This is a genomic window from Myxococcales bacterium (genome assembly GCA_016703425.1).
In the GTDB taxonomy this organism is placed as follows: domain Bacteria; phylum Myxococcota_A; class Polyangia; order Polyangiales; family Polyangiaceae; genus JADJCA01.
Genome location: JADJCA010000001.1, coordinates 1,303,473 through 1,320,921, shown reverse-complemented (window position 1 = coordinate 1,320,921; position 17,449 = coordinate 1,303,473). Strand labels below are relative to the sequence as shown.

At 68.7% G+C, this 17,449-nt stretch carries 7 protein-coding genes; 5 read left to right on the top strand and 2 right to left on the bottom strand.

The window, feature by feature from the left end; genetic code table 11:
- Window positions 1-18 precede the first annotated feature (18 nt).
- Window positions 19-381, top strand: coding sequence for a DUF952 domain-containing protein (locus IPG50_05700; GenBank protein MBK6691686.1), 363 nt, complete (start codon window positions 19-21; stop codon window positions 379-381).
- Here the strand turns inward: IPG50_05700 and IPG50_05695 are convergent.
- Window positions 341-2,122 (bottom strand): DUF255 domain-containing protein, encoded by a 1,782-nt coding sequence (locus IPG50_05695; GenBank protein MBK6691685.1) that lies wholly within the window; start codon window positions 2,120-2,122, stop codon window positions 341-343. The genes IPG50_05700 and IPG50_05695 overlap by 41 nt on opposite strands.
- A gap of 132 nt (window positions 2,123-2,254) precedes the next feature.
- On the opposite strand from IPG50_05695, the gene IPG50_05690 reads away from it, so the two are divergent.
- Both IPG50_05690 and IPG50_05685 read left to right on the top strand, forming a co-directional pair.
- Window positions 2,255-3,130 carry a hypothetical protein gene (locus IPG50_05690; protein MBK6691684.1) on the top strand — a complete coding sequence of 292 codons (876 nt, stop codon included), beginning with the start codon at window positions 2,255-2,257 and terminating at the stop codon, window positions 3,128-3,130.
- A 45-nt stretch (window positions 3,131-3,175) separates the two neighbouring features.
- Complete coding sequence (locus IPG50_05685; GenBank protein MBK6691683.1) at window positions 3,176-3,973, top strand: hypothetical protein; 798 nt, start codon at window positions 3,176-3,178, stop codon at window positions 3,971-3,973.
- 7 nt (window positions 3,974-3,980) lie between these two features.
- Here IPG50_05685 and IPG50_05680 read toward each other — a convergent pair whose 3' ends face one another.
- Complete coding sequence (locus tag IPG50_05680) at window positions 3,981-5,090, bottom strand: diacylglycerol kinase (GenBank protein ID MBK6691682.1); 1,110 nt, start codon at window positions 5,088-5,090, stop codon at window positions 3,981-3,983.
- A gap of 245 nt (window positions 5,091-5,335) precedes the next feature.
- Here IPG50_05680 and IPG50_05675 point away from each other — a divergent pair, with 245 nt between their 5' ends.
- Both IPG50_05675 and IPG50_05670 read left to right on the top strand, forming a co-directional pair.
- The gene (locus IPG50_05675; protein MBK6691681.1) at window positions 5,336-16,672 is read left to right on the top strand and encodes a tetratricopeptide repeat protein; all 11,337 of its coding nucleotides are present in this window, start codon (window positions 5,336-5,338) and stop codon (window positions 16,670-16,672) included.
- Window positions 16,669-17,421, top strand: a complete 753-nt coding sequence (locus IPG50_05670) for a lysophospholipid acyltransferase family protein (GenBank protein ID MBK6691680.1) — start codon at window positions 16,669-16,671, stop codon at window positions 17,419-17,421. Before IPG50_05675 ends, IPG50_05670 begins: the two co-directional genes overlap by 4 nt.
- Window positions 17,422-17,449 lie beyond the last annotated feature (28 nt).

The window sequence follows — 17,449 nt, the reverse complement described above, 5'->3', positions numbered from 1 at the left end:
ACCCGGAAGGAATCCCTCATGCGTTGGCTGTATCACCTCGTGCGTCGTGAAGAGCAGCCAAGGTTTTCGAGCGGGGTAGGGCGCGAGTATCGCCCCGCCTCGCTCGAGAGCGAGGGCTTCGTCCATTGCTCGTACAAGGAAGCCGTCGCGGCAAGCGCGGCGCTCTACTTCGCCGGCGAGCGTCCGCTCGTCCTCCGCATCGATCCGCGTCGTCTCTCCGCGCGGGTCGAGGAGGCGCCAACACCGCGCGGGCCCATGCCGCACGTGCACGGTCCCATACCGCTCGAGGCCATCGTAGAGGTGCTCATCCTCGGCGCCCTGGCGGAGGCTCCCGATGCGATCAGAGACGAGCCGGGTCTCGAGCCGGAGCCGGTCTCTTAGGAGCCGCCTTCGGCGGGGCCTTCGGGGCAGGGGGATGGCCTGACGGCTCCGTCGCCGCCGGACTTGGGACGCTCGCGGGGAGCCTTCGGTGCGAGGTCAGCTCATCGAGGAGCAACAGGTAGTCGCCGAGAAATTTTCCCCGGTCCTTGATGGCCGCCGCGCTGGAGAGGCTTCGCACCGTGTGCTCGATGGTGCCGCGGCGCTTCGCCGCCCCCTCGAGCATGTCGAGCCTGAGCAAGAAGCGCGCGGCAAGCACGTTGTCGTCGAAGGGCTTGCGGCGCGAGCGAAAGATGCCCACGGCGTTCGGGTCGACGGGTTGCGCGAAGAAGCCTCCTCCGACCTCGTCGTACAGGTTCTTCTCCAAGAATGTGGCGATGCGTCCGGCCTCCCGCTGGAGCGCGCCGTCCGTGAGCACGTCGGCCAGATGTGCGAGGCCGAAGCCCAGCGCTGCTGCGTCAGACAGGTGAACGCGCACCGCAGCGTCGCTTTGGTCGCCGCCGCCCTTCGCCTTCGCGAGGTGCAAGACGCCGCCTTCGGCCGTGATGTGCTCGCGGAGGATGTGGTCGGCGGCACGCTTGGCGAGCGCTGACGCGCTGCTGTCGTTCGTCGCGCGCGCGAGCGTTGCCAGCGCATAAATGGCGAGGCCGTTGTCGTCGGCGTAGATGTTGGGGTCGATGCGGGGAACCCCAAGCACGCGGCGCGCTGCGTCGGGCAGCTTGTAGTAGTCCTCGCCCTTCATGAACTCGCCCTTTCCGCGCGGTGACGTGGGGGCGAAGGGAACGCTCGAGGCGTGCGAGTTGAGGTCCGCGTCCTGCGTGCCGTAGAAGGCGCCGCCTTCACTCAAGAGGAATCCTTCGAAGTATCGGCGAATGTCGGCGGCGCGCGCGCGCTGCTTCGGATCGTTCGTGAGCGCAAAGGCTTCGGCGTAGGCAGCGAGGGCCCCGCGTTCCAGAACATGAGCTTTTCGAAGTGTGGGTGATCCCAGTCGGGCGCCACGGAATATTGGTAGATGCCGCCCCAGACCGGGTCGATGAGCTTCGTCTGCTTGTCGAGGATCGTGAGCGCGTGCTCCTTCGCGCGCGCATCGCCGCGCCGCGCGGCGGAGAGCGCGAAGAGCGTGTTCCATCCGAGCGGAACCTTGGGTTCCCGCCCCCAACCACCTTCCTTGTTGTCCCAGAACTCTTCGAGCTCCGTCTCGGTGAAGCTTCGAGCAAGCGCGAGGGCATCGTCGGAGAGCGGCGCTTTGGGAATGGAGACGACCGCGTCCTCGCGCGCTTCGGCGCGCGCGCCGCCGCTCACGACTCTGGCCAAGATCTCGAGGAATTCTTCCGGCGGAATGAACCCCCGGTACTTCCCGAGCTCGTGTCCGTCGGGCGAAAAGATGACCGTCGCGGGCCAACCCCAATCGGTGTAGCGCTCCTCGATGTCGGGACGCGTGTCGACGTCGACCTTTGACGCGAGGAAGTGCTTCTGAAGCACCGCGCGCACGCGCGTCGCCGTAGGTCTTCTCGTCCATCACGTGGCAAAAGTGGCACCACTCGGCGGCCCCATCGAGCACCACAAAACGCCCCTCCGCCTTCGCCCGCGCGAAGAGCGCCGGCGTAAAATCGTTCCAGGCGACGGGGGCCGCGGGCGGAGACGCAGCCCCCGGCGGGGTGCTCGGCACGGGGCGGGCCGCGCTCTGAGGGGGCCCGCCACAGCCGGCAAGCAGCGACAAGAGAAGGAGAGAGCGAAGGCGCATCTCCTCAAGCTACGCGTTGCCGCGCGGTCTGGATCGACGGCCCGATCGCGCCGGGAACGCGCAGGAAGGTGCAAATCGGAGTGACCACCAAAGGTAGTGGTGTGTGTGGAAATGGGTGCTAACCCAAGTGCCATGAAGAACGTCGCGCTCGCAAGCCTGGTCTTTTCCGCACTTTCGCTGGTGGCCTGCGGCGGCGTCGATGACGGGTCGCTGCCCGGCGCGGGTCAGGCCGACGAGACGGCCGATGAGCTCCGCACGGCAGGTATCAAGAGCATCGTCGTGACTCGCGGTCAGGGCTTCATGCCGCCGCCGATGCGTGGACGCTGCCATCCCTCGGGCCTTTGGGCGTTCGACTTCGCGAGTCGCGAGCTCACGGGCGATGCATGCGTCGGCTCGGTGCCGGTTCCCGTGCAGCGCACGCTTTCGGCGGAGGACGCTGCCGACGTGAAGAAGGCCGTCTCGGCGGTGCGCGTGACCGCGCGACCGGGCGCTTGCCCGACCGACGTTCCGACGAACTCGCTCACGGTGAAGAGGGCACAGTCGGAGACGCACTACGTGGACGCACGTTCGGCGTGCGGCGGTGGGGCAACGCCCGTCAAGGAGGCCAGCCTCCGCGCGCTCGTCGAGCTGCTCGAGGGATTCAGCACGCCCGCCACGCAGCCGCCGGCGGCCGAGGTCTTCGAAGGCACCTTGCGCCCGCGCATGTTTGCCATCGGCGGTGAGACCACCGGCCGGTTGCTTCAGACATCTACGGGCACCTTCGAGCTCGTCTTCGAAGGCAACGAGAGTGACGGCTACGTCGCTGGTCGCAAGGCTCGCGTCACCGGAACGCGTCGCGATGCGCCGGGCGTCGAGATCGCTATGCGTCACTACATCGACGTCGAAGACTTGCTCGTTTGCCCCGCGGCCGGCGCCACCGTGAACTGCATGCCGCCAACGACGTCCAAGGTCTGCAAGAACTCAGCTTGGATCGAAGACAACTGCGGCGGCGTGCTCATCACGCACTGAGGCCACCTTGGGCCGTTGCCAACGACGTGCTACGACCGGCGCCTCATGAGGTGGCCGGTCGTCGTTCTTCCGAGTGTCCTTGTCGCCGCAGGTGCGGTCATGGTCCGTGAGACGCCGGCGGAGGCGAAGCCAGCGGCCGCCACCGCGTCGCTCGGCGCGGCGTCCAAGGACAAGCCTTGGTGTGCGCCGGAGGTGACCGAGCTCGGCGACCACACGTGTTACTTCGATGGCGCCACGAAGACCGACGGCCGACGGACGCTCGTTGTCTACTTGCATGGCTCGCTCGCCACGACGCCGGGCTTCCAGTGGTTGCAACAGCGCGCCATGGCCATCCACGCGAAGCGGCAGCACTTCACGGTCCTCTTGCCGACGTCTCCGCTCGTCGACGGTGGTTACGTCTGGCCCACCGGCCGCGCGGCGCAGGAGCGCCACGAGGGTGACGTCTTGAGAGGGCTCGTGCAGTCCAAGAAGAAGCTGGAACGAACGCTCGGCGTTCACTTCGATGAGACCTTCATCGTGGGCTTCTCCCGCGGCGCCTACTACGGAAGCTCGCTCGCCGTTCGCGGCGCCCTCGACGTCGACGGGTACGTCCTCCTCGCGGGCGGCTCTTCGTGGGTGCGGCCCCCGTCTGACAAGTCGCGGCGCGTGCCGGTGTTTGTCGGCGTCTCCGCCGCCGACGGGCAAACAGCCGACCACTCGCGCGCCCTTGGAGCGACGCTCGCGGCGCTAGCGTGGCCGCACCGCATCGAAGAGCGCAACGCCGGACACATGGTCGACTGGACCTTCATGGACCACGGCATCGCGTGGCTCCGAAGTCGACCCCGCGCCAGCAGAACGAACTGAGCGATCGCTACCCCATCGCGCGCCAGTCGAGGACGTCGACGTGGCGCGGGTGCATGCGGTAGTCGACGCTCTGGCGGAAGCCCACGGCGTCACCGGCGATTTGCAGCGGCACAGGTCTCGAAAAGGTCATGCGCACCTCGGTTGCAAACCAATCGTGCATGCCCCGGACGCGGTCCCCGCGCCAGAGGCGCGGAATCGAACGCACCGCCTCGAGGGGCGGCGTCTCGAAGATGCGGATGTTGAAGGCGCCGGGCATGCGCTCCGCGAACGGGTAGGCCCGAAACTGGTAGCCGAACTCGGGGCACGTCGCGCAGCCGGCGACGCCGGAGGGGCCCTCGTAGAGGACCGAGCCGCGGCCCACGCCATCCATCAAGACGACGCGGCCACCGGCGTCCACGCGATGGACCGTGGGGCCGAGGTTCTCGACGAGGACCGTGGGCCGCCCGTTCACGAGGGTCTTCGGAACCGTGCGCAGCACCATGGCGCTGAGGTAGCCGTAGACCGTCTTCGCGAGCCGCCGCGACGGACCTTTCGCCGCCTCAACCTGCGCGCGGTAGTCGTTGAGCACCTCCGCGTCCCAGCCGCAGCCAGCGAACGTCGTCAAGATGCCTTCGCACTCGATGAGGCCGAAGCGCCGTGTCGGGACGGCGCTCGCGTGATCCCTCAACTGCCGCACCGCCAGGCCGAGCTTGAGGGCGCCCGCCGCGTGCGCCCAGGCGTTGCCCGTACCGAGCGGTAGGAGCCCAATGGCGGGGTAGGGCTCGTCTTCTGGGAGGACGCGACGGAGGGCGTTGACGAGCGCGATGGCCGTGCCGTCGCCGCCGGCCGCGAGGATGCACCGCGGTCGCGGCTCGCCATCGCGCAAGAGCGAGCGCAAGTAGGCATCCAGTTCGTCGGCGGAGCGGGTGAGGCGGACGCGCGCACCGGGTAGGGCGCGCCCGAGCTCAACGGCGATGCGACGGCCGCCACGTTTCGCGTTGGCGTTAACGACGACGCCAAGGCCTGCCCCGCTCACCTTGACGCGACCGGGAGGGCCCGAGGGAGCGACGCTCGCCACCGGCGGCGCAGCGGCGGACGCCGGTGAGGAAGGTGGGGCGGTGGCGGCGGGGGATCTCAAGGGGGCGCGTCAGCATACCCGCACTTTTCCCTGAAATGACGTGGCTCGGAGCCCTCGTTCCGACCCTTGCAGTCCTCGGGGCAGACTCGTAGCATGGCCTCCCCCGCGGCGGATTTTTCTGGCTGTTCTCGCGGGGTTTTGATGGCGATCGGCCTCCTAGGAGGCTGGCTCCGACCAGGTCCGCGTCCCGCACCGGGATCGCGAACCGCAACGACCCGAACGACGAACGGACCGAGCGACGATCGATGAGCGAGACGAACCTCCGCACGCTGCTGGCGCTGCTCCAAGATGACCCCGAGTCCGACGACGCGTGGACGCGCCTCGATGGCGAGCTCGCCGCTGGCGCTCCCACCGCGGAGGCGCGCGAGCTTGTCCTCGAAGCGCGACGCGCCCACGAGCGACGTCGCGAGCACGATGCCGTTGCCCGTCTCCTGCGCCACGAGGTCACCCTCGCGGCCGGCACACCGCACGAGGCGAAGCGACTCGAAGATCTGGCGCGCGTGCTCGACCTTGAGGTGCTCGACGAGTCCGGCGCCGCCCACGCCTGGGCTCGGTTGCTTGAGCTTTCACCGGGTCACGCGGAGGCCCTAGAGGCGCTCGAGCGGAGCGAGGTCAAGCGGAGCAAGTGGACGGAGATCGTCTCTCGCTATCGCGAGGAGGCCAAGGGCGCCGAGGAGCCGTCGCTGAAGGCGTCGCTGCTCGTGAGCGCCGCCGAGATCGCCTACCGCTACGGCAAGCCGGCCCTCGACGGCAGCGCCGGCAAAGCTCAACCCAAGAAGCTCGAAGCGCTGCTCAACAAGGTCACCGCGGAGCTTCAGAAGACGCTCGAGCTTGACCCGCGTAACCGACGCGCGCTGTCGCTCCTCGAGATCGTTTATCGCTCGCTAGGTGACTTCAAGGCCCTCGCCGAGACCCTCGAGCGTATCGCGCGCGAGGCGTCGGGCAAGGAAGACAAGGTCGCGGCCCTCTTGCGTCTTGGGCGCCTCTATCGACACAAGCTGGCGGACGCGACGAAGGCCGCCACCGCGTACGAACAGGTCATCGACCTCGACCCGGGGCATCGGGAGGCCACCAGTTCGCTCGTTGACCATTTCACGAAGACCGAAGACTGGGACCGGCTCGCGGCGCTCTACGACGAGCAGCTCGCGAGCGGCAACGTTCCGTCGGGCTCCGAAGGACCCCTCCTCCTCCAGGTGGGCATGGTCCATTGGAAGATGCGGGGCCAGCCGGCGGCGGCGGAGCCGTATTTTGATCGACTGCGGGCCATCGACCCGGGCCACCCGGGGCTCGTCGCGTTCTTTCGCGAGCTCTGTAAGAACCGAGGTGAGACAGCCAAGCTCGCGCAGATTTTGTCCGACGCGCTTCGCGTCATGCCCGATGGCGCGGACAAGGCGAGCGTGGCCGCGGAGGTCGCCGGCATGGCGGAGGAGGGACAAAGCTCCGCCAAGGCCATCGACCAGTGGAAGGCGGTGCTGCGCCAGGATCCGATGAACAAGCAGGCGCGCGACTCGCTCAAACGCCTCTACCGTCAGACGGGTCAACACGCGCTCCTCGCCGACGTCCTGCGCGGTGAGCTGGAGCGCACGCCCGCCGACGCCAAGGAGCAACGGCAGCCGGTCCTTCACGAGCTCGCCGCCGTGTACCGCGAGCACCTGAAGAACGACGCGGTGCTGGTGACGATCCTCACGCAGATCGTGGCGTTCGATCCCACCGACGTCGAGGCGCTTCGCGACCTCGCTCGCGTCTACGAAGCGCTTGGCCGCTTCCGCGATCTGCTCACGGTTCAGACGAAGCTTGCGGAGGTCGAAGCCTCCGCCGAGAAGAAGGCCGAGCTGTTCCGTTCCGTGGCTCGCCGCTGGCTCGACCAATTCTCCAACGTGCAGAACGCCGTGGAGGCCTTCGAGAAACTGCTGTCGGCGGCGCCCGGCGACGCCGAGGCCACCCTAAAGCTCAAGGACCTCTATACGAAGCGTCGAGCCTATCGGCCGCTCTACGATCTCCTGGCCGGCGAAGCGGAGCGCCAGACCGAGAGCGCGAAGCGCGCGACGCTCATGGAGATGGCGAAGCTCGCTGCGGAGCGGCTCGATCGCGCCGGCGACGCGCTCAAGTTGTATCGCGAGGTGCTTGCCCTCGACCCCACCGACAGCGCCGTCGCCGACGCGCTGGAGAAGCTCGCCGAGCGCGAGAAGGACTACCGCGCGTTGGCCGATGTCCTCGAAGCTCGCGTGGAGCATCGCGGCGATTTGGCGCAGAAGCTCCAAACGCTGCAGAAGCTGGGCGCCGTCTATTCGGATCGGCTCGCGAGCCCCGAAGGCGCGCTCCGCACGTGGCGCCGCGTGCTCGAACTCTCGCCCGGCAACGCGAAGGCGCTTCGCGTCTTGCGCGACGCGTACCTGCACGCAGGCGAATACGACGCTCTCAGCGAGCTCTACGGCGCGGCCAACGACTGGGAGGGGCTCGCCGAGGTCCTCTCGGCGGCGGCCGACAAGGCCACGGACCCGACAGCCAAGGTCGACCTTTCGTTCCGCGCCGCCGCCGTCTACGCGGAGCGCATCGGCGCGCCGGAGCGCGCCTTTCGCGCCTACGAGCGTGTCCTCGGCGTCCGGCCCGATGACCAAAGGGCCGCCGCGGCGCTCCTGCCGATCTACGAGAAAGAAGAGAAGTGGGCCCGTCTGCCCGCGCTCTATGAGGTGCGCCTCGCCCACGCGAACACGGACGACGAAAAGCTCGAGCTGCTCGGCAAGTTGATGCGGGTCACCGGCGGCGAGCTGGGCGACCGCGCCGCCGCCTTCGATTACGCACGCAAGGCCTTCGCCATCGAGCGGGGGCAGGCGGGGGCCCTCGACAAGCTCGAAGCCGCCGCCCGCGCAGCCTCCGACTATGAGGGGCTCGTGTCGGTGCTTCGCACGGAGATCGAAGGCGCTGCGGGGGCGGACCGTCGCACGCTCACGCGCAAGGTCGCGGCGATCCTCGCGAGCGAGCTCGATCGCGTCGACGAAGCCGTTGCGCTCTACAAGAATCTCGTCGTGGAGGACCCCTCCGACGCCGAGACCGTCGAGACTCTGGACCGGGCCCTTAGGGCCGCCGGGAAGAAGGACGAACTTCGCGAGCTCTTCGAGCTCCGTCTCAGTCGGGAAGGGGACGAGCGCAAGCTCGAGCTCCTTCGTGAATGGGCCACGCTCGAGGAAGACGTCTTCGAGTCGCCGGCGGAGGCCATCAAGCTTCATCGACGCATCACCGACGAGGCGCCCGACGACGCTCGGTCGCTGCGTGCCCTCGCGCGGCTTCTTCGCTCCAGCGGAGACGCGGAAGGGGCCGTCGTTGCCGTGGCCAAAGAGCGCGACCGGGCCGAAGGCAGCGAACGCGCGCGCCTCGAGGTCGAGATCGCGCGCCTGGAGCTGTCGCTCAAGAAGCCCGAGGCGGCGTTGGGCGCCGCCGAGCGCGCGCTCGACCTTGTGCCGGACGACGAAGACGCACGAAAGCTCGTCGAGGAGCTCCTCCAAGTTGGCGAGACGCGGGGCCACGCGGCGCAGTTGCTCGAGCGGATCTACGGTGAGCGCGGCGCCTTCGACAAGCAGACCGAGATGCTTGAGGTCCTCGTTGCCACGGCGCGCTCCAAGGACGACCGGCTCAGTCTGTTCCGTCGCTTGGTCGCCGTGCGCGAGGAGCGCATGGGCGATTTCGGTGCCGCCTACGACACCGTCGTGCGGGCCGTCGCCGAGTTTCCCAACGAGCTGTCCTTCTGGGACCGGCTCGCCGTGTTGGCCAATCGGACGCACCGCACCAAGGCCTTCGTTGAGACATTGGCTTCGGCGCTGCCGGAGACGGGAGAGTCGGGGCTCGCGGCCAAGGTTGAGCTCGACCTCGCCGAGCGTCTCGCCACGTTGCTCGTCGAGGCCGTGGGCGATACGAACCGGGCAAAACCCTACCTCGCGCGGATCCTCGCGAAGGAGCCCACCAACGAGCGGGCGTTCTTGCGACTCAAGCAGATCCTCACGAACGAGGAGCAGTGGGGGGCGCTCGAAGAACTCTACGAGCGCGCCTCGGAGTCCGCGCCGGGGGCCGATGAGAAGGCGTCGCTCCTCTCGGAGATCGCCCTTGTGGCCGAGGAGATCACCGGCGACAAGGCCAAGGCCATTCAGTACTACCGGCGCATCCTCGAGGTCGCGCCGGAGCACGAGCAAGCCTTCCGCGCGCTCGATTCTCTCTACGCGTCCATGGCCGACTGGACGGCCCTCGCGGCCCTCCTCGATGCGCGTGTTGGGCGCCTCGCGGGCGAGCAGGCGCTGCACCTCAAGGAGCGCATCGGCGTCATCATGTACCGGCACATCGGTCAGCCGGAGCGGGCGCTCGCCACGCTGGAGGAGGTCCTCACGGCCGACCCGTTGGCCAAAGAGGCGTGCGACGTCGTCGAGCAGTGCCTCTCCGTCGCGGGGCTAAGGCCGCGCGCCGCCGTCGTGCTGGAACAGGTGTATGTGGCACGCGATGATGCGCGGGGGCTTGTGCGCGCGCTCGAGGTGCGACTTGAAACCGCTCCCGACGCGGAACGCCGCGAGCTCATGCAGCGCGTCGCCGAGCTGCGCGACGAGCGCCTCAACGAAGGGGCCTTTGAGGCCTACGCCCGCCTCCTGCCGGTCTCGCCCGATGACGCGCATGCGCGCGAGCGGCTCGCCGACTTGGCGCGTCGGGCCGGCGCCTACGAGGAGCTGGCGCGGGTCCTCGCGGAGACCGCAAAGGCGGCCGCGGCGCCGCAGCCGCGCGCGGAGATCTTGAGCGAGCTCGCGCAGGTCTACGAGACGCACTTGTCTCGCCCCGAGAGCGCCGAAGCCGTCTACCGAGAGGTCCTCGAGATCGACCCCGACGACGCGGCCCTGGCGCTGCCGGCGGCACGCTCCCTTGAACGGCTCTACGTCGAGAGCTCCAACAACGCGGAGCTCGTCAAGATCCTCCGCGCCGAGGTGAAGCTCGAGGCCGACGGCGAGGTGCGCCGGAAGCTCTTCGGCCGCATCGGCGTCCTCGCCGAGAACCTCCTCGACGACCCAAAGGGCGCCATCGACGCATGGCGTGCACGGCTCGACGAAGACCCCGTCGACGAGGAGGCGCTTCGTTCGCTCGACCGACTCTACGACCGCGTCGGTGAGTGGCGAGCTCTCGTAGACGTGCTCCGCGCGCGCGAGCGGCGCGCCGGCAGCGATGCCGAGCGCCGTGAGCTCATGGAGCGCATCGCGACGACGCTCCACGAGAAACTGGCCGACGTGGCCGAGGCAGTCCTCGCGTTTCGCGCGCTCGTCGATGAGCTCGGGCCCGAGAAGCGCTGGCTCGAGGCGCTGGCGTCGCTCTACGAGAAGGAAGGCAAGAGCTCGGAGCTGGCGGAGACGCTCGAGGCCGAGTTGGCGCGCGCCGAAGCGACCGACGAGCGCCTCGTTGTGTTGGTTCGCCTCGGCGCGGTGCGCAAGGCGCAGCTTGGCGACACCGCCGGCGCGCTCGAAGCGTATCGCCAGGCCCTGACCCTCGACCCGAGGCACGCGCCCAGTCGCGAAGCGCTCGAGGCGCTCCTCGCCGACGATGGCGCTCGTCGCGACGCGGCGGCCATCCTAAAGCCGCTCTACGAGGGTGACGGCGATGGGCAGAAGGTCCTCCGCGTCCTCGACATCGAGGTCGAATACGAGGACACGCCCGAGGGCAAGCTCCGGGTCTATTCGCAGGCCGAGTCGGTGGCCGAGAACAGCTTGAATGACCCGGGGCGCGCCTTTGGCACGATGTGTCGTGCGCTCGAGGTCGCCGCCACCGAGCCGGAGCTGCCGCTGTGGCTCCAGATCGGCGACCGTTTGGCCGAGCTCACGGGGCGCAACGCCGAATACGTCGAGGCGCTCGAGAAGATCGTCGCCACCGTCGTCGATGAAGAGCGCGCCCTCGAACTCGCTCTCAAGATCGCGACCATGGCCCGCGCCAAGCTCGCCGACGCCGGTCGCGCGCGCACGTACTACCGGCGAGCGCTAGAGCTTCGCGCAGACGAGTCCGAGGCGCTCTCTGCCCTCGAGACAATCTACGAAGAGAGCGGAGAACATCCCGCGCTCCTCGACGTGCTGCGTCGTCGCGCCGCCACGGCAACGAGCGACGCGGACAAGAAGCGCCTGCTCTTCAAGGAGGCACGCCTGCTCGAGGGTACGTTGAGCGACGTCCCCGCGGCCATCGACGTCTACCAAGCGATCGTCGACCTGACGCCGGAAGCCGACGCCTTCGCCGCGCTTGAGCGACTCCTCACGCAAACGGAGCGGTGGGACGACCTCGTGGCGATCTACGAGCGGCAGATCGGCCTCGGGCCGGCGGCCGAACGACGCGCGACGTTGCACTTTGGCCTCGGTCAGGTGCTGCAGACGAAGTTGTCGGATGCGGAGCGCGCCTTCGACCAGTACGAACAAGCGCTGCGCCTCGATGGCCAACACGCGGCGACGGTATCGGCGCTTGAGGCGCTCATGGCGACGCCAGAGCACGCGTTCCGCGCCGCATCGATCCTCGAAGACGTCTACATGGCGCGCCTCGATTGGCGCAAGGTCATGGCGACCATCGAGGCGCGGCTGGCCGTCTCCGACGAGGCCTCCGAGCGCGTCGAGTTGCTCCGTCGTCTCGCCAAGCTTCACGAGGAGCAGGAAGAGAACTACGCCGCGGCCCTCGACACCACCGCCAAGCTCCTCGCGGAGAACATTGGCGACGAGGAGACTTGGGAGGAGCTCGAGCGGCTCTCCCGCGTCGCGAGCGCCGAAGCTCGCCTCGGTGAGATCTATGCCGGCGAGCTCGCGAAACACGAGAGCGACGACGCGGCGACGGCGCGCCTCTCGATGCGCACAGGCGAGATCTTTGAGGGGCAAAAGGATCCGGAGCGCGCCCTCGCGTTCTATAGGCGAGCGTATCGGTTCGATCCCGCCGACGGCGCCAAGGCCTTCGGCGCCATCGATCGCGTCCTCATCGCGCTAGGAAGCTCGGAAGACCGCGTCGCGCTTTATCGCTCCGCGCTCGAGCACCAGTCGGAGCCCGAGGCGCGCCTCGCGACGCTTCACACCATCGCCACGATCCAAGAGGACTCACTCAAGGACGACGCGGCGGCCATCGACTCGCACCGTGCGGCCCTTGAGGTCGAGGACACCGACACGGCGTCGCTCGATGCCTTGAGCCGGCTCTACCGGCGCGCACGCCGCTTCACCGATCTCGCCGAGCTGTTCCGCCGTCGCGCGGAGATGAGCGCGGCGCCTGATGAGGAGGCCGCGTTCCGCCTCGAATTGGCGCAGGTCTTGGAGGAGCACCTCTCGGACGTGTCATCGGCCATCGGCGAATACCAGAACACGTACGATGTCGCGCCCACGTCCAGCCACGGCGAAAGCGCCGTCCGCGCCCTAGAACGACTCCTTCAAAACGCCGAACACAAGGCGCGCGTCGTTGGGATCCTTTCGCCCATTTACGAAAAGTCCGACGACTGGCGTCGCCTCGTCACCATCGCCGACGAGAAGCTCCGCATCGCCGAGACCGATGGCGAGCGCGTGTCGGTTTTGCGCGACGCAGCGCGCCTCTGGGAGGCACAGGGGAAGGACACGGGCAAGGCCTTCGAGGCCGTTCGCGATGCCTTCGTCCTCGATCCGGAGGACGGCGAGAGTCGCAGCGAGCTCGATCGCCTTGCCGAGGCGACGAAACGTTGGGACGACCTCGCGGCGGCCTACGAGCGAGGCATCGAACGCACCGAGGCCCTTAGCAAGAAGGAGTTGCTCTCGAGCCTCGCCAAGGTTCACGACAAGCGGCGTGACGATCCCCGCCGCGCGCTCGACGCGTGGGCTCGCCTCTTCTCACTCGACGAGAGCGACATGGCTCCGCTTGAGGAGATGGACGCGCTGGCGACGCTCCTCAGCGACTGGTCGGTGCTCGTGCGGGTTCTTGCGAAGCGAGCCGAATTGGTCGGCGACGACGAGGAGCGGGCCAGCTTGTGGCGCCGCGTCGGTGAGGCGCGACGCGACATGCTCGACGACGCGACGGGCGCCATCACGGCGTACGAGCGCGCCCTTGAGCTGGAGCCCCAGAGCGCCTACACGCTCGACAACCTCATCCCGCTCTACGAAGGAAAGAACGAAGCCGCCAAGCTCGTCGACCTCTACCAGCGACGCGTGGAGCTCTGCGGCGAAGACGACGAGGGCCTCAGGTTCCAGCTCCACCTGGACGCGGCGCAGCGCTACGAAGAGGGGCTCGGCGATCGTCGCGAAGCCATCGCGCAGCTCGTGCTCGCGAACGACGTGCGCAGCGATGACGACGTCGTCCGCCGCCTTGGCGTCCTCTACGAGCAAGAGAAGCTCTGGAGCGAACTGCTCGAGAACCTCCGACTGCAAGCGGGCCGCAGCAGCGACGGTGCGGTCAAGGCGACCTTGCGAAAGCGCGCGGCCGGGCTGATGGCCAAGGAGCTGGAGGACCCGGCTGGCGCCGTGCAGGCGTACCGCGAGGTGCTCGACGCCGGCGTCGACGACGAGGCCGTGGCGGCGCTCTTCGCCTTGGGGCGAGCGGTCGAAGAGCTGCGCGCTGACGTCGTCGACGTACTCGAGCCAGTGCTCCGAGCGAGCTCGCGGCACGGGGAGCTCATGGACGCGCTCGAGATGCGGCTCCACGCCCAGACGGAGCCGATGGAACGTGCGCGAACGCTGCGCGAAGTAGCCCGCCTCGCGTCGACGGATGTCAACGACATGGAGCGCGCTGAGAAGGCGCTCCTGCGCGCTCTCTCGGAGGACGCGACGAGCGACGACGTGCACCGCGAGCTTGAGGCGGTCGCGGAGCGGCGAGGCATGGAGGCGTGGAAGCGATACGCCGATGCGTTGGCAGAACGAGCCGCGGCAACGCTCGAGGCTCCCGTGGCCGCCGACTTGTACGCGCGCCTCGGCGCCGTCGCCGAGACGCGAACGGAGGAGCTGGAGCGCGCGGCACGCGCCTACGCATCGGCTGCTGATCAGGGGGGCGACGGTGAGGCGACGCTCGTTGCCCTCGACCGTCTCTACGGCCGCATCGGCGACGCGAAAGCGCTGGCGGGCGTACTCGAACGACGCGTCTCAGCGGAGGTTGACGCTTCGAAGCAAGCGGAGTTGCTCTTCCGGCTTGGGTCGCTCCAAAAGGAGAAGTTTGGCGACGCGCCGCTTGCTCTCGCGACCTTCCGGACGGCGCTCGATCGCTCTCAGGAGCACGAAGGCAGCCGCGCCGCGCTCGAAGGTCTCCTCCCGGACCATGAGCTCTTCGCCGACGCCGCCGAAGCCCTTGAGGCGGTTTACCGGGCGACGGGCCGAATGACGGAGCTGGCGTCGCTCTACGAGAAGAAGGTCGAACGGAGCGAGGGTGGCGACCGGATTCGGGCGCGCCTCGACCTCGCCCGCATCGTCGAGGATGAGGTGAAGGACCCGGCGCGCGCGCAGCGAACGCTCGAGGCGGCGCTCCGAGAAGACGTGGCGGATGCCGACGTGTTGGCCGAGTTGGAGCGCCTCGCGACGGCAACGTCTTCCTGGACCGAGGCGGCCGCGGCGCTCGCCGATGGCCTCGCGAAGATATCTCCGTCGTCGTCGTCGCGAGGCGAGCTCTGGACGAAGCTCGCGACGTGGCGGCGGGATCGTCTCTCCGACCGACCCGGTGCGGAGCAGGCGCTCGTCGAGGCGCTCGCCGTTGACCCGGAGAACGGCGAACTCTTGCAGAGGCTCGAAGAGCTGCGCCGGGCCCCGGGACGAGAGCGCGAGCTCGTCGATACGTTGCGAGCGCGCGCCAAAGTTGAGCACGACCTCACGGAGCGTCGGCGGCTGCTGCGCGACGCAAAGGAGATCGCCGAGACCGTGCTCCGCGACGCCGCCATCGTTGAGGCGACGCTGCGCGCCGTTTTGGCCGACGACGAGAACGATACGTGGGCTCTGTTGGAGCTTGCTCGCGTCCGCGAGGAGGCGGGCGACGCGAAGGAAGTCGTGGAGCTCCTGTCCCGACTCGCCCACGCCGAAGCCGACGCCGAGCAGGTGGCGATGGTTCGGCACCGGCTGGCGAAGCTGCTCGTCGACAAGCTCGAAGACCTCCCGCGCGCCATCAAGGTCTACGAGACGCTGGTTGACGACCGGCCCGCCGACGACGAAGCCGCCGAGGCCCTTCGCAAGCACCTCGGCGCCATGGGCCGGCAACGGGACCTGGCGGAGCTGCTTCGCAAGCTCGTCGACCGGGCGACCGCCAAAGACAAGCGTGTCGCGTTGCGTCTCGACCTCGCCAAGCTGGAAGAGCAGCTCGGCGATCGCGACCAGGCGGCCGACACCTACCGGGCCGTGCTCGACGACGAGCCGGATCACGCCGAGTGCGTGTTCGCGCTGTCCCAACTGCTCGAGAAGGACGGCCGTGACGAGGAGCTCGCCGAGCTCATGAACGCGCAGATCGCGCGGGCCAAAGAGCGTGGCGACGTGGCTGGCGAGCTTGCCCTCGAGGTTCGCCTGGGCGAGATGTTCGAGTCTCGCCTGAAGGACCCGGAACGAGCCCTCGATGCGTTCGAAGCGGTGCTCTCGCGCGAGCCGAAGCACGAAGGGGCGCTGCAGGCAGTGGCCCGCATCGCCGAGGCTCAAGGGGACGTGGGGCGCGCCGCGGGCGCTCTCAAGACGCTCGTCGAGGCGTCGAGTGGCGAGAGTGGCATTGCGCTCGCGCTTCGCCTCGCCGATGCGCTCGCGAAGCAGGGGGACCTCGCCGGTGAAGAGGCGGCCTTGCGAAAGGCCATCTCCCTCGACCCGGAGGCCGCCAAGCCGCGCGAGCGCTTGCGGAGCCTGCTCGAGAAGGACGCCCGCCACGCCGACGTCGCCGCGCTCTTCGTGGAGGAGGCCGATGTCGTCACCGCGAGGCATCCCGACGTCGTCGTCGCCGCGCCGATCGCCATGCCCGCCGACACGCGCGGCTCGATTCGGCCAGGTGCCGCGTCGATGCCGCCGCCGCCGCCGGTCGCGGAGCCGCTGGGGCGGGTCATCAAGCTCCTTCGAAGCGCCGCCGACGTTCACCTGACGGCCCGCAAGGCGCCGGGCGATGCGCTGCCGCTTCTCGAGCGGGCGGCCACGCTCGTCCCTCACGATCGCGAGCTGTTGCTGCTGCTCTGCGATACCTACTCGAGCGAGGGCAGGGACCGCGACGCAGCGGTCGTGCTCGAGCGCATCATCGCTTCCTTCGGCTCGCGGCGAACCAAGGAACTCTCCGTCTACCACCATCGGTTGGGGCAAACGCTCGCCAAGCTCGGCGATCGCAACATGGCCATCGAGCAGTTCGACATGGCCTTCCGCATCGACCCGGGCTCCGTCGTGGTCCTTCGGGATCTCGGTACGCTCGCCCTCGAGTCCGACGATCTCGAGCGCGCTCAAAAGAGCTTCCGCGCACTCTTGCTCCAACGGCTCGATGACGCGGCGGGCATCTCCAAGGGTGAGGTCTTCTATTACCTCGGCGAGATCAGCGCTCGTCAGGGAGACAAGACCAAGGCGCTGCAGATGTTCGAACGCGCCGTCGAGAGCGAGCCAAAGCTCGATCGCGCGCGCGCGCGGCTCACGGAGCTCAAAGCGACGTGAGCCGCGAGGCGCCTTCGCCATCGCTCCTGCTTCGCGCGTTCGGTTCGCTCTTGGGCGCCGTCGCGTGGCTCTGGCTGAAGACCTTGCGCCTCGATGTCGTCGATCAGGCGCAGTCCGGTGACGCGGCGGCGCCGCCGCCAACGAGTGGGCCGCTCGCGCTTTGCTTCTGGCATGGAACGCAGTTTCCGCTGCTCGCGTGGCGGTTGGCGTGGCGTCGCCATCGCGCCACAACGGTGCTCGTCAGTCACTCGCGCGATGGTAGCCTCCAGGCCCGGGCGCTAGCGCTACTGGGGTTTCTCGTGGTGCGCGGCTCGTCGACCCGCGGTGGTGCGCGGGGCCTCGCGGCGCTCGTGCGTGTGATGAAGGCCAAAGAGGCGGACGCGGCTTTCGCCGTTGACGGTCCGCGAGGCCCGTACGGTGTCGTTAAGGAGGGGGCGCTCGTCGCGGCGCGAGCGACGGGCGCTCAGCTGGTGCCAATGGGAAGCGCTGCCGCACGGGCGTTCGTCTTTCGCCGCGCTTGGGACAAGTTCGTCTTGCCGTGGCCTTTCACGCGGATCGTCGTGGTCCTCGGGGCCCCGATCGACCCGGCCAGTGGGGACGCCACCTCGCTCCTCGAAGCGGGGATTCGCGCTGCAAACGCCCAGGCGACGGCCCTTGCGAGTTCCGTGCCTTCGGGGGCGGCGCCGCGTTTCGCCGGGCCCCCGGCCCGCCAACTGTTTGGAACGCCCGGTCCGAAACTGCGACCATGAGCCGCCTTTGAAGAAAAGTGCCGCCACC